The following is a 13,008-nucleotide window of genomic DNA, read 5'->3' as shown; positions in this document are numbered from 1 at the left end:
CAAAGCTTCGGTGATTCTTTTTAAAATGCTCAGCCTTGTTTAAGCGAAAAGGATTCCGTCTTGTTCATTTGTTTATCGGCTTAATAGCTGGTGTTATTGTTTTTCTGGAAGCGCTCACGGGTGCGCTTTGGGTTTTTAATGAAGAAATCAACGGATTCTTTGATCAAGAACTCGTAATTCAGCCAGAAGATCAACCGTTTATTTCTCCTTCAAAAGCAGAACAAATTGCTCACGATGCTCTTCCTGATCGGTTAATACACGGCATACTTTATCCAAATGCAGAAATTGCCCCCGTTGAAGTTATTTTTTATGAAGACGAACCTGAATTTTATACTTCTCTGTTTTTAAACCCTTATTCGGGAGAAGTTCTTTTAGAGAAGGATCAATTGAAGGGTTTCTTCCCATTTATTTTAGATGGGCATCTCAATTTGTGGCTGCCGCCAAACATAGGAGCTCCTTTGGTTTCTTATGGAACATTGCTTTTTGTGATTTCCATCGTAACAGGAATCATTCTCTGGTGGCCAAAGAATAAAAAGGCCAGAAAGCAACGTTTTAAGTTCGATTGGAAAACTACCACACGGTGGAGGCGGAAGAATTTTGATTTACATACCGTAATTGGTTTTTACGTTTCTGCTTTTGCCTTTGTGTTTGCAGTAACAGGCTTGGCTATGGCTTTACCTTGGTTTACGAAAGTCTATTACGCAGCTGTTGGGGGCGATAAGCAGACTGAGTTTATCATTCCTGTAAATGAGTTTTCTGTTCAACCTATTGGAAAAATAGACCAATTACCGCAATTGCTTCGGGCCGAATATCCGTCTGCAAGAGACTTTGAAATCCATTTACCCTATGCCGATTCTGTCAGTATATATGTGGAGGTTTCTTACAAAGATGAAGTGTATTATGATTCGGATTACCTCTTTTTTGATCAATATACGCTTGAACCAGTTTCAACACCCAGTATTTACGGAGCTATGAAAGATGCGGCAATCCCCGATCATCTGCTTCGAATGAATTATGATTTGCATATTGGTGCAATAGGAGGCCTGCCAACAAAAATCATAATGTTTTTGGCTTGTATGATTGTGGCCAGCCTGCCCGTCACTGGATTACTCATCTATTTTGGAAGAAAGAAAAAGGCGAAGTCAGCTTAAATGCTATTGAATTCTGAGTATAAAAAAAGCCGCTGTGAAGCGGCTTTGTCTTAATAAATTTTATCGGAGTTTAAACGTGTACGTGTTTTTCTGCATGGTAAGATGATCTTACCAAAGCGCCAGATTCAACGTATTTAATTCCCCTTTTTAAGCCTTCTTCTTTAAAGAATTCGAATTTATCTGGGTGAACATACTCAATCACCTCATGGTGCATTTTTGTAGGTTGAAGGTACTGACCTAGTGTAAGTACATCTAGCTTAACAGCCGCCAAATCATCCATCAACTTGAATACTTGGTCGTCAGTTTCGCCCAAACCTAACATTGCACCTGATTTCGATCTCTTTCCGTATTCCTTAATACGCTGAAGCTCTTCTAAACTTCTTGCATACTTAGCTTGTGGACGAACCCTTCTGTATAAATCTTCAACGGTTTCCATGTTGTGCGAAACTACTTCTTGGCCAGCATCAATCATTCTGTATAATGCTTCCCAGTTTCCCTTTACATCAGGAATAAGTGTTTCAATAGTGGTTTCAGGACTTAACTTCTTGGTCTCAACCACGGTTTGATACCAAATTTCAGCGCCTCTATCTTTAAGCTCATCGCGGTTTACCGAAGTAATCACGGCATGCTTAACGCCCATTAATTTAATGGCTTCAGCAACTCTTTTTGGTTCTTCTAAGTCATATTCTGGAGGTCTTCCTGTAGCCACTGCACAGAACGAGCAGCTTCGTGTACAAACATTCCCTAAAATCATGAAGGTTGCCGTTCCAGCGCCCCAGCATTCACCCATATTCGGGCAATTACCACTTTCGCAAATGGTGTGGAGTTTATATTGGTCAACCAGCTTCCTTACTTTGGCATATTCCTGACCAACAGGAAGCTTCACGCGCAACCAGTCTGGTTTGCGTCTCTTGGTTTCTTTTTCTTTGGAAATTACTGGTAATTCAATCATAGCTTTCTCCTCTGACTATCAAAAGCACAAAGGTACATGAAAGGTTCCTAAAAATAGCTTGAGTTGCAATTATCTTCTCTTGCCAAAATAGAGGGCAATGAAAGCTTGGGTATAAAGGCTTTTATTGTCAGCATTAGAAAGGATTTCGATTTTACGGGTAAATCCTTCAACAATAAATCCGGTTTGAATTCCGAAGACTCTATTTTTAGTAGAGTTTGTTTCAAACGTTAGGGAAGCTTTTAAATGTGCGCCAGGCACAATTTTCGACTCAAACAGACCACGGAAAGCTCCTGAATTTCCCGAAATAGTTGAGAAAGGAATTTCTGGGGAATATTTAACGGATCTACCGCCCATGTTTACATAGTATGGTGTTTCAAGGCCAATGGTTGGGCCTCCTGAAATCATTCCAGAAATTCTTACACCTTGTTGTGGTGCCTTTTTGAATAATATTTTTTCTCTTCCGTAATTTGGTCTAAGAGAAATTAAGAAGTTCGATTTGCCTATAACAAAAGCATTACCAGTAATGGTGGTTTGTTTAAATTCTCTTGGATGACGTGTATTGGCTAATTCAAACCCATAATGCATTAAGTTATTGTCGTCAATGGAATTGGAATGACGAAAAAACAAAGAACTGATAAGGCCACTATTGGTGCCCGTTGAGGCTCCATATACATTTTCTATATCATAGCTTTCGCTGTCACGACCTTTGCCTATGGTCTGTCTGGCTTGAGCAAAGCATAAGGTCCCTACGGAGAATAAAAGCCCTATAAAAAAAACTTTGCGAGTTAAATGCATGCGCGTGTTGTAGCAATGTTTGAGATGCCTAAATTAACGAAAAAAAATAGTCATTAGTTCATGATCACTGTCAAATCTAAATACGCAGGTGCGTTGAGCACTGAAGCTACTCATGTAAAGTCTGGAAATTCAATCGTAACAGATGCTCCAGTGGATAACAATGGAAAAGGCCAGGCTTTTTCGCCAACCGATTTGGTGGCTGCTGCCTTAGGAAGCTGCATGATGACCGTTATGGCCATTGCTGGAGAAAAGAAAGGGCTGAATATGAGCGGAATGGAATTGGAAACCACAAAAATCATGGCAGCCAATCCAAGAAGAATTTCTCGAATTGAAGTTCAATTTTATTGGGAGAACTGCCCTTTGAATGAAGAAGAGAAGGAGTGGATTAAAGAAGTTGGTTTAACTTGTCCAGTAGCTCAAAGCTTAAGCAAAGATTTGGAACAGGATATAACCTTTAATTTTTAGTGATCAGCCAATTAATCACCTTGCCTATGTCTTCTGGGTTGGTAAGTTTGATTTTGTTCTTCCTCATAAACGCTTTTAATTCTTTTTGATCAACATAATCTTTGAAAAAGTTGACAAATTCAATTTTGCTGTTATGAGGGATTACAGTCCATTTTTCATTAAGCTTTGAATAAAGTTCAAAGGACATTTCTACTCTGTCATATGGATTGCCCACATCCATTGTTGGATCATAATCTCTGGGCTTGAATTCTAAAAAATACTTAACCATTAAAAATTCTGAGTTGTTAATCTTTTTGAAAAAGCCTCCATATTCGCTTTCAGGCCATACAACTTTAATATTTATGAATTCCTCATTACCTTCAGTAAAGGTGAATTTTTTAATCTCATTTAAATCGTAAGCTTCTTCGCCAGGTGATTCAAGCCTTTCTGTTTCAACATTGTACTTAAAGAAACCTTCTTTAGAGTTTCCATCAAAGAGTTCTATTTTTGTTAATCTAGAATTAGAATCTAAGTAAGGATCATGGGGTATTGTAACCCCCATAGGTATTCTACTTCTTATGGTGTATCTTCCATTTGCTCCTTCTCTAAAATCAATATTGTTGACTTGAGATAAAGCTCCAATGCTAAACATTGGAGCAAAAAAAACAAGTAAGATTGCGATCTTCTTCATTTTAAGAATATAAAATAATTATAGCGTTTATCCTAATTTCTTGTACTTAATTCTTGTTGGGCCAACATCTCCAAGGCGTTTCTTGCGATTTTCTTCGTAGTCAGAGAAGCCCCCTTCGAACCAATATACTTGCGAATTTCCCTCGAAAGCAAGAATATGAGTACAGATTCTATCGAGGAACCACCTGTCGTGAGAAATGATTACCGCGCAACCTGCAAAGTTTTCTAAGCCTTCTTCTAGTGCTCTTAGTGTATTTACATCCAAGTCGTTGGTAGGCTCATCCAGTAGCAACAAATTGGCGCCTTGTTTTAAAGTTAATGCCAAATGCACGCGGTTTCTTTCACCTCCAGAAAGCTGTCCAACCTTCTTGTTTTGGTCGGTTCCGCTGAAGTTGAACTTGCTTACGTAAGCTCTGGAATTCATTTCTTTTCCTCCCAAAGAGATGAGTTCGTTGCCTTCCGAAATTACTTCCCAGACCGATTTATTAGGATCTAAAGAGTCATGTTCCTGATCAACATAAGCGATATCTACGGTTGGGCCTACTTCAAAGTCGCCAGTATCAGGCTTTTCTTTTCCAGTAATCATGTTGAACAGCGTGGTTTTACCAGCACCGTTCGGACCAATGATCCCCACAATTCCTCCTTGCGGCAGCGCGAACTCTAGGTTTTCATAAAGAAGTTTGTCTCCGAATGCTTTTGAAACATTGTGTGCTTCAATCACTTTAGAGCCCAATCTTGGCCCTGGAGGAATGTACAATTCTAGCTTAGCTTCTTTTTCTTTAGCTTCTTGACTTAGCAGATTGTCATATGCGCTCAAACGGGCTTTTGCTTTCGCCTGACGGCCTTTTGGTGCCATTCTTACCCATTCTAATTCGCGTTGTAAAGTCTTTTGTCTCTTAGATTCTGTCTTTTCTTCATCAGCTAATCTCTTCTGCTTTTGATCTAACCAAGAAGAATAATTTCCTTTCCAAGGAATACCTTCGCCTCTGTCTAATTCAAGAATCCAACCTGCTACGTTATCAAGGAAGTAACGGTCGTGAGTAACGGCAATTACGGTGCCTTCGTAGCGCTGTAAATGCTGCTCTAACCAATGAACCAACTCAGCGTCCAAGTGGTTGGTAGGCTCATCGAGAAGGAGAATGTCAGGTTGCTGAATCAAAAGTCGGCAAAGGGCCACACGTCTTTTTTCACCTCCTGAAAGGTTCTTTATAATGGCTTCCGATGGAGGAGTTCTTAATGCATCCATTGCTCTTTCCAAGCGGCTGTCCAAATCCCAAGCACTTAATTGGTCGAGTTTTTCCTGAACCTTGCCTTGCTCTTCAATAAGTTTGGTCATCGCGTCTGGATCGTCCAAAATCTCAGGCTCAGCAAACTTTAGGTTGATTTCTTCAAATTTAGCAAGCAGATCAACGGTTTCTTTCGCTCCTTCTTCTACAACTTGCTTCACTGTTTTTTCAGGATCGAGCTGTGGTTCTTGCTCCAACATTCCCACGGTATAACCTGGTGAGAAGACGACTTCACCTTGATAGTTTTTGTCGATTCCAGCAATAATTTTCAGAAGGGATGATTTACCTGAACCGTTCAAACCTAGCACGCCAATTTTGGCACCGTAGAAAAACGATAGGTATATATTTTTTAGGACTTGCTTTTGAGGAGGGTAGATTTTGCTAACCCCAGCCATCGAAAAAATAATTTTCTCGTCACTCATAGTCTATTTTTAACTTATTTGAAGCAAATATGCTAAAAATTATGTTCGAGAATTTTCGGTTGAGCTTATTTAACTAATTTCGGGCAAAATTGAATTGGAGTTTTGGAAGAACACGACTACGGATTTATCGCTGAGGGTAAGGTGTATAGAAAGCCCTTTCTAACTTTTGAAGAAAAAGAAATTGGCGAGGTGAAAGAAAGCAACGAAGATGCCCTGAATTATTTTTCTGAAAGATTTGCCTTAGCTCAGTCGCAAGTGGCGGAGGTAGAGCAGAAAATTAATGAAACAGAGAATAAAGGATCGTATTTAATGAAGGTGCTTCATTTGAAGGATACGCTTCACCAATTCGATGCTCTTGGAGATTTTGCCTCATTATATCAAAAGTTGGATTTGCTCGAAGAGCAGCTGAACGGTTTCATTAGGCAGAACCGGGCCAAGAATTACGAAATTAAAACCGCGCTTTTAGCCGAAATGCAGGAGGCTACAAAAAGCAACGAATGGAAATCGGCTACAGAAGCAGTAAAGGAAGTTCAGAGAAAATGGATAAGAACTGGAGCTGTTGACGATGAAGTGAAAGAGCAAATTGAAGGTGACTTCAAAAAAATGCTTGACGACTTCTTTGCTAGAAAAGCTGAGTTTTATGCCGATTTGGAAAAAATGATGGTTGAGAAAGAAGCCGATTATGAAGAATTCCTTAAAAATGCTTCCGACCAGTTCAATGCTATTGCTCAATATACTGTTCTCGTAGAAAAAATCCGTGAGCTAAAAGAAGCTTGGAAAGGCTTGGGGAGAATCAAAAAGGAATCGAGAGATAAATACTGGGCTCAGTTTCAAGGAATCATCACCAACGTGTTGGCAAAAGCCAAAAAGGAAAAGAAGGCCAAGGTTGGAAAAGATAAGAGCGAAAATATTGGTGCAAGACAAGAGTTTTTAAAGGAACTCGAAAGCCTAAACGAGGGTTTAGTGCCCAAAGCAAGTGTAAAAGAGCTTAAAAATAAATGGAAAGCTTTAGGCCCAGTGCCTAAAAAGGAAATGGATAAAATGCATCCAGACTTCCTATTCCTGATTGATCAGATTTCTGAAAAGCAGTTTATCGATAATTTGGCCGCCAAAAAATTAAAAGGAAAAGCCAACGATACTGAAAAAGAAAAAATGAGAACTCGCGTTCTTTATGACTTGCTAAATAGGGATAGAGCCGAGTTGAGCACCTTTAAAGAGAACTTGGAGAAGTTCAATACCAGTTCTGGATTAGACAGGCTGATTGATGGCAAATTGGATTTGCAAGAAAGAAAGGTTCGCGTAAAAGAGGCTATTCTCGAACAAATAAAGAAGCGTCCATAGTCTTGTTTTTGAGGCTGTTGGGCGAAAAATAACATTGAATTTAGGCGGGTAAAATAATTGACCAGTTGAGTTTGATTTTTACTTATTAATTGTATTCTTTTGCACGCCATTAAAAAAGGATAAGAAATGTATTGGACACTTGAATTAGCTTCTTACCTAGAAGACGCCCCTTGGCCAGCAACTAAAGACGAGTTGATTGACTTTTCAATCAGGTCAGGAGCTCCGCTTGAAGTGGTTGAAAACCTTCAGGAATTGGAAGACGATGGTCAGCCGTTTGAAAGCATCGAAGAGATTTGGCCTGACTATCCTACAAAAGACGACTTCTTTTTTAACGAAGACGAATATTGATTAAACCCCGTTGAACGGGGTTTTTTTATGCCTCCTATGCTGTAAGTATTTTTCCGTTACCAGTAACCATCTGCCATTTAAGGCTAAAAATTCGAATTTATAGTTTGAGATTCATTATATTTCTTGTCGATCCAATGAACGCGCTGGATACGATTGCACTGTGAATTTAAACTAAAGCGAATTCGATGAATTTAAACCTAAAATCTAAACAACAAAGGACCTTCGATGCCATTGTTGTGGGGTCAGGGATTAGTGGAGGCTGGGCAGCTAAGGAGCTCAGTGAAAACGGTCTCAAAACCGCAGTAATTGAAAGAGGAAGGAAAATTGAGCACATCAAAGATTACCACACCGCCAATATGGACACGTGGGATCTGCCTAACAAGGGAACTACTCCTCCTGATGTGATCGCTAAAGATTACCCAAAACAAAATAGAACAGGCTATACCACAGCCGAAGCTCACAGACATTTTTTCGTAAAGGATAGTGAGCATCCATACCAAGAAGATACCCGATTCGACTGGATGAGAGGTTACCACCTTGGTGGTCGTTCCATTACTTGGGGACGCCAAAGCTACAGATTGAGTGATATCGACTTTGAGTTTAACTTAAAAGAAGGTCACGGAGTAGACTGGCCAGTACGTTACAAAGATATTAAGCCATGGTATGACTATGTTGAAAAATACATTGGTGTAAGTGGTGAAAATAGGGGTTTCAAACAATTGCCTGATGGTCAATTTTTGCCTCCAATGGATTTGAACTGTGTAGAGCAGCATTTCCAAAAATCAGTAGAAAACAAATGGGATAATCGTTGGGTAACTGTAGGGCGTACTGCTCACTTAACTCAGCCTTTAAATGTTAACCAGCCAGACCACAAAAATCCAGGAAACAGAACTCAGTGTATGTTCCGTGACCGTTGTATGCGTGGTTGTCCTTATGGTGGTTATTTCTCAAGTTTATCATCAACGCTTCCTGCTGGTGTAGCTTCTGGTAACCTTACTGTTATTACTGATGGTATCGTTCACGAAGTTATGTATGACGACAGCACTGGGAAAGCTACTGGTGTTAGAGTAATTGATCAAAACACTAAAGAATCAACTGAATACTACGCTAAAGTTATCTTCTTGAATGCTTCAGCGATTGGTTCTGCTTCAATCCTTCTTCAATCTAAGAGCGATCGTTTCCCTAATGGTTTGGGTAATGACAGTGGCGAGCTTGGTCACAACATTATGGACCACCACTTGGGCGTAGGTGCTTCTTCAAGAGTTGAAGGTTTCGAAGACAAGTATTATAAAGGTAGAAGAGCAAACGGTATCTATATTCCAAGATTTAGAAACTTGGGCGGTAGCTCTAACATGCCAAACTTCGTGAGAGGCTACGGTTACCAAGGTAGCGCTTCAAGAGAAGGTTGGGGTAGAAACATTGCCGAAATGAGAAATCAAAGAGTAGGCGGTGCTATTAAAGATGCCTTGATGTACCCAGGTGGATGGACTATGGGCTTCATGGGCTTTGGAGAAACCTTGCCTCAGCATAAAAACCACATGAGACTTGATTACGATAATTTGGATTCATGGGGACTTCCTCAAGTGAGATTTGACGCTGGTCATTTCCACGATAATGAGTATGAAATGCGTAAGGATATGGCTAGTGCTGCTGCAGAGATGCTAGAAGCAGCTGGCTTTAAGAATATCAGCACATACGATAATGGCCCTAACATGGGACTTGGTATTCACGAAATGGGAACTGCTCGTATGGGCCGTGATCCTAAAACGTCAGTATTGAACAAGTTTAACCAAGTTCATGCAGTACCGAATGTATTTGTAACTGATGGTTCATTCATGACTTCTTCAGCTTGCCACAACCCATCATTGGGTTATATGGCCTTCTCGGCTAGAGCAGCTAACTACGCAGCAGATCAACTTAAAAAAGGAAACCTCTAAGCAAATGGAAAGAAGACAAGCATTAAAAAACTTAGGATTTGGTTCAGCAGCCGTTTTAGTTTCAACTACATTTCTTGGAGCTCTTCAAGGCTGTGCTAAAGCACCTACTGTAGATTGGGTACCAGTTTACCTAACTCCAGAAGAAGCTGCTCAGTTGGAGAAAATTTGTGAGGCAATTGTGCCAAAAACAGATACTCCAGGTGCAACTGAAGCTGGTGTAGCTCAATATATGGATCAAGCACTTTCTGTATTGTACAAGGATAAGGAAGCAGACTACTTCAAAAAGGGAATGGCTGTTTTCGTGAAAAACTTTGACGATAAGCAAGATGTGAAATTCGATAAGGCAAGCACTCAGCAGGTTACCGATGTAATCAATGGATACTTCCAGAATTACGATGCGGACAGAAGCATTATGGATACCTACAGAAAGGAGTTTGGTAAGGATGGCGAAAAGTCAGACCAGTTTGTGGAAACCTACTTTGTGAACAACGTAGTAGGTGGGGCTTTCAGAGCTTACTTTACTTCAGAATTGGTGGGCGAAACCGTAATGCCATACGATCCAATTCCAACTAAATACGAAGGATGTTTACCTTATAAGGAAGGACAAAAATCTTGGGCTAGCGTTTAAGCCAATAGATTAAGTATAAAAAAAATAAGGTGTCCGATTCGGACACCTTATTTTTTTGCCATTTCTGAAATGGTTTATAATTCTCTGATCCAGATATTTCTGAAACGAACTGGGTTGCCATGGTCTTGAAGAACAATAGAGCCTTCTCCATGAGCTTCATTTTTTGGGAAACCAATGTATTCCGTAGTGCCCAATAATCTCTGGTGGTTTTGGACAACCACGCCATTGTGAATAAGGGTTACATATCCATCTGAAGTTTTGATGCCATCTTCGTTAAAGCGAGGAGCCGTATAAATGATGTCATACACGTTCCACTCACCAGGAGCAACCGTAGCATTTACCAATGGAATGCTTTGCTTGTAAAGAGAACCAGCTTGTCCGTTTGAATAAGTACGGCTAACGTAGCTATCCAAAACTTGAACTTCATATTTCTCTTGAAGAAAAACACCTGAGTTGCCTCTTCCTTGGCCTTCGCCAACAATTTCAGTAGGGGCAGTCCATTCAATATGCAATTGAATATCACCAAACTTTTTGTTGGTCATAATGTCGCCCTTTCCTTTGGTTACTTCCATGTAGCCATTCTCAACTTTCCAAGTAGCAGGAGTTCCATCACCTTTTGATTTCCATTGTAAAAGGTTAGAACCATCAAAAAGTACGATGGCGTCAGATGGAGCAGCTCCATTTTTTCCTGGGTTGATCTTTCTTGGAACCGGTTCCCAAACCTCAGTCACTTCGGGTTTGGTGATTTGCGCCATTAAGCTGGCACAGAAAACCGTAAATACGAATAGTAAACTTAATTTTCTCATGTTATTTAATTCCTAATAGGTTTCTGAATTCTTCATCGCTAATACCGGCATCAGCAAAATCATCGAAGGTTTTTTCTGTAGCTTCAATAATAAATTGGCTGATGTAATCGGCTCCTTCGCGAGCTCCTTGTTCTGGAGATTTAATGCAGCATTCCCATTCTAAAACTGCCCAGCCATCGTATCCGTACTGAGTAAGTTTCGAGAAAATGCCTTGGAAATCTACCTGTCCGTCTCCGATTGAACGAAAACGTCCTGGTCTTTCTTTCCAGTCTTGATAACCGCCATATACACCTGATTTTCCATTTGGATTGAACTCGGCATCTTTTACATGGAACATTTTTATGAACTCATGATAATGATCGATGTAAGTCAAGTAATCCAGCTGTTGCAAAACAAAGTGAGATGGGTCGTAGAGCAATTTAACTCTATCGTGCTTTCCTGTTGCCTCATAGAACATTTCAAATGAAACTCCATCGTGTAAATCTTCACCAGGGTGAACTTCGTAGCAAACGTCCACACCGTTTTCATCAAAATGATTTAAGATAGGAAGCCATCGGTTTGCCAGTTCAGCAAATCCTTTCTCTACCAAACCTGGAGGACGCTGTGGCCAAGCATAAAAGTAGGGCCAAACAAGAGCTCCGGAGAACGTTGCATGAACATTTAGTCCAAGGTTTTTAGAGGCTACTGCCGCTTTTTTTACTTGGTCGATTGCCCATTCATTACGCTGGCTTGCATTTAAGCCTTTAGGAGCAAAGCCTTTGAAAAGTTCTTCATAAGCAGGGTGAACAGCCACCAGCTGGCCTTGTAAGTGAGTAGAGAGTTCGCTCACTTCCAGGTTGTGTTCGGCTAGGGTTCCCTTTAATTCATCGCAATATGTTTTGCTTTCCGCGGCTTTATCCAAATCAATTAATCTGGCATCCCAAGTTGGAATTTGAACAGCTTTATAGCCTAAGTCACTGGCCCACTTGGCCATATTGCTCAGGTTGTTGAATGGAGGTTTGTCGTCCGCAAATTGTGCCAAGAAAATGGCTGGTCCTTTTACTGTCTTCATCATCCTTAATCAACTATATCTGTCCAAGTATTTTCATTTTTAGCAGAAGCCAAAACAGCTTCAATAAACTTCATACCCCTTACGCCATCGCGAATAGTAGGGAAGGCACCGTCAATAAATACTTCGCCACGAATGGCTCTGGCAGCGCCTGAGTAAATGTTTGCCATAGAATCGAAAATCCCCTCTGGATGGCCAGGGGCCATTTTGGTGCTAATAGCAGCAAATTCACTGTTATAAGCATGGCCTGGCTTCAATACCTGAAGAGGTTTATCTTCTTGCAAATGATATAAGTAGTTCGGGTTTTCTTGCTCCCATTTTAAAGAGCCTTTGGTGCCATACACTGCAATGCGAAGGTTGTTTTCTTCAGCTGTAGCAATTTGGCTGGCTCTTACAATACCTCTTACTTCATCTTCAAATCTCAAAAGAGCAGTTCCGTCTACATCTAGCGCGTTATCTGGATAAAGCGTATCTAAGTCTGAAAGCACTTTTTTTGTAGTAAGGCCGGTAGTGTATTCAATCATGTTGAAAGCATGAACCCCGATATCGCCCATACAACAGCTTTGGCCAGCTTTTTCAGGATCAAGTCTCCAAACTGATTTTCTCTTTTCTTTATCATGAATCACTGGATTGATCCAGCCTTGATAATACTGAGCATCTACTTTCTGGATTTTTCCAATTACGCCTTCAGCAATCATAGCTTTCATTTGGCGAACCATAGGATAGCCCGTGTAAGTGTGCGTTAAAGCGAAAACTACTTTGTATTTGGCTACAAGCTCTTCCAGTTCAGCTGCTTCGGCTGCAGTATTGGTTACTGGCTTTTCGCAAATCACATGGAAACCTGACTGAATCAGTTGTTTCGCCATAGGATAATGCAAGAAGTTTGGCGTCACCACAACAACGGCTTCGATGCGCTCATCTTCAGGCAAGTTTTTCTCACCTTCAATAAATGCATCAATGTTAGGGTAGGTGCGGTTTGTGTCTAATTCTAAATGGCGAGCAAAGTCAATGGCACGGTCATAGTCCGTGTCAAAAGCTCCGCCAACCAAAGTATATTCTTCTCCGATATAAGAGGCAATTCGGTGGACAATGCCAATAAATGAGCTATGGCCTCCACCAATCATTCCTAATCTGATTTTTCTTTTTTCAGACATAAAGTT

The 13,008-nt window shown here is 40.5% G+C and carries 13 protein-coding genes; 6 read left to right on the top strand and 7 right to left on the bottom strand.

Features of this window, described 5'->3' with window-relative positions; translation table 11 throughout:
* Positions 1 to 35: 35 nt before the first annotated feature.
* Complete coding sequence (locus tag ACXACJ_RS13435) at positions 36 to 1,151, top strand: PepSY-associated TM helix domain-containing protein (RefSeq protein WP_475134948.1); 1,116 nt, start codon at positions 36 to 38, stop codon at positions 1,149 to 1,151.
* Between the two features lie 70 nt (positions 1,152 to 1,221).
* Here the strand turns inward: ACXACJ_RS13435 and lipA are convergent, their stop codons facing one another.
* Together lipA and ACXACJ_RS13425 are read right to left on the bottom strand one after the other, a co-directional pair.
* Positions 1,222 to 2,103: a lipoyl synthase gene (gene lipA / locus ACXACJ_RS13430; RefSeq protein WP_475134947.1), complete on the bottom strand. Its 882-nt coding sequence runs from the start codon at positions 2,101 to 2,103 to the stop codon at positions 1,222 to 1,224.
* Positions 2,104 to 2,172: 69 nt separating this feature from the next.
* Entirely contained in the window at positions 2,173 to 2,898 is a 726-nt protein-coding gene (locus ACXACJ_RS13425) for a hypothetical protein (protein WP_475134946.1), read from the bottom strand.
* 60 nt (positions 2,899 to 2,958) lie between these two features.
* On the opposite strand from ACXACJ_RS13425, the gene ACXACJ_RS13420 reads away from it, so the two are divergent.
* A complete protein-coding gene (locus tag ACXACJ_RS13420; RefSeq protein WP_475134945.1) occupies positions 2,959 to 3,363 on the top strand; it encodes an OsmC family protein in 405 nt (134 codons plus the stop codon).
* On the opposite strand, the gene ACXACJ_RS13415 is transcribed toward ACXACJ_RS13420, so the two are convergent.
* The gene (locus ACXACJ_RS13415) at positions 3,353 to 4,033 is read right to left on the bottom strand and encodes a hypothetical protein (RefSeq protein ID WP_475134944.1); all 681 of its coding nucleotides are present in this window, start codon (positions 4,031 to 4,033) and stop codon (positions 3,353 to 3,355) included. The two genes, ACXACJ_RS13420 and ACXACJ_RS13415, sit on opposite strands and share 11 nt — an antisense overlap.
* 27 nt (positions 4,034 to 4,060) lie before the next feature.
* On the bottom strand, positions 4,061 to 5,740 hold the full coding sequence (gene ettA / locus ACXACJ_RS13410) for an energy-dependent translational throttle protein EttA (protein WP_475134943.1): 1,680 nt from the start codon (positions 5,738 to 5,740) through the stop codon (positions 4,061 to 4,063).
* A gap of 102 nt (positions 5,741 to 5,842) precedes the next feature.
* On the opposite strand from ettA, the gene ACXACJ_RS13405 reads away from it, so the two are divergent.
* The 4 genes from ACXACJ_RS13405 to ACXACJ_RS13390 all read left to right on the top strand — a co-directional run bounded on the left by ACXACJ_RS13405 (position 5,843) and on the right by ACXACJ_RS13390 (position 9,994).
* Positions 5,843 to 7,081: a DUF349 domain-containing protein gene (locus ACXACJ_RS13405; RefSeq protein ID WP_475134942.1), complete on the top strand. Its 1,239-nt coding sequence runs from the start codon at positions 5,843 to 5,845 to the stop codon at positions 7,079 to 7,081.
* 126 nt (positions 7,082 to 7,207) lie between these two features.
* A complete protein-coding gene (locus tag ACXACJ_RS13400; protein WP_475134941.1) occupies positions 7,208 to 7,429 on the top strand; it encodes a DUF2795 domain-containing protein in 222 nt (73 codons plus the stop codon).
* Between the two features lie 185 nt (positions 7,430 to 7,614).
* Positions 7,615 to 9,366: a GMC oxidoreductase gene (locus tag ACXACJ_RS13395; RefSeq protein WP_475134940.1), complete on the top strand. Its 1,752-nt coding sequence runs from the start codon at positions 7,615 to 7,617 to the stop codon at positions 9,364 to 9,366.
* Between the two features lie 4 nt (positions 9,367 to 9,370).
* Positions 9,371 to 9,994, top strand: coding sequence for a gluconate 2-dehydrogenase subunit 3 family protein (locus tag ACXACJ_RS13390; protein WP_475134939.1), 624 nt, complete (start codon positions 9,371 to 9,373; stop codon positions 9,992 to 9,994).
* A 74-nt stretch (positions 9,995 to 10,068) separates the two neighbouring features.
* On the opposite strand, the gene ACXACJ_RS13385 is transcribed toward ACXACJ_RS13390, so the two are convergent.
* From ACXACJ_RS13385 to ACXACJ_RS13375, 3 genes are read right to left on the bottom strand one after another with little or no spacing between them, the layout of a single operon-like run.
* Complete coding sequence (locus ACXACJ_RS13385) at positions 10,069 to 10,800, bottom strand: 3-keto-disaccharide hydrolase (RefSeq protein ID WP_475134938.1); 732 nt, start codon at positions 10,798 to 10,800, stop codon at positions 10,069 to 10,071.
* A gap of 1 nt (position 10,801) precedes the next feature.
* Positions 10,802 to 11,851 carry a sugar phosphate isomerase/epimerase family protein gene (locus ACXACJ_RS13380; RefSeq protein ID WP_475135092.1) on the bottom strand — a complete coding sequence of 350 codons (1,050 nt, stop codon included), beginning with the start codon at positions 11,849 to 11,851 and terminating at the stop codon, positions 10,802 to 10,804.
* A gap of 5 nt (positions 11,852 to 11,856) precedes the next feature.
* Entirely contained in the window at positions 11,857 to 13,002 is a 1,146-nt protein-coding gene (locus ACXACJ_RS13375) for a Gfo/Idh/MocA family protein (protein WP_475134937.1), read from the bottom strand.
* Positions 13,003 to 13,008: the final 6 nt, after the last annotated feature.

The sequence above is a fragment of the Roseivirga sp. AWQ4_251 genome, from assembly GCF_056158225.1.
Note: the sequence above shows the minus strand (reverse complement) of the source record. Positions and strands in the feature narration are given on the sequence as shown.